General features: G+C 65.6%; 1 protein-coding gene. It reads right to left on the reverse strand.

Translation table 11 applies throughout. The annotated features are described in order from the left end of the window. On the reverse strand, positions 1 to 253 hold a 253-nt coding region (locus ACLJNW_RS26875; RefSeq protein ID WP_410961605.1), incomplete at both ends, for a septation protein IspZ.

Here is a 253-nt window from a genome sequence, read left to right on the forward strand (position 1 = left end):
GGATGGCATGGCCCATGATGCGCTGGATCATCGGCTTGTCGCCGATGAAGTGACTGCCGGCGAAGGCCAGGGCGAACAGCCAGTTGACCAGCGGCGCCTTCCACTTGAGGAAGGTGTCCTCGTGGAAGGCCAGGGTCAGGCCGCCGAGGACCAGGCAGGCGCCGAGGGTGAACCACTGGCTCTTTTCCAGGTGGCGGTGCTTGAGCCAGAGGGCGCCGTAGACGATCACCGAGGCGAGGATCAGGGTCGCGGT

It is taken from the genome of Salmonella sp. SAL4457, assembly GCF_046548235.1.
In the GTDB taxonomy this organism is placed as follows: Bacteria; Pseudomonadota; Gammaproteobacteria; order Enterobacterales; family Enterobacteriaceae; genus Salmonella; species Salmonella enterica.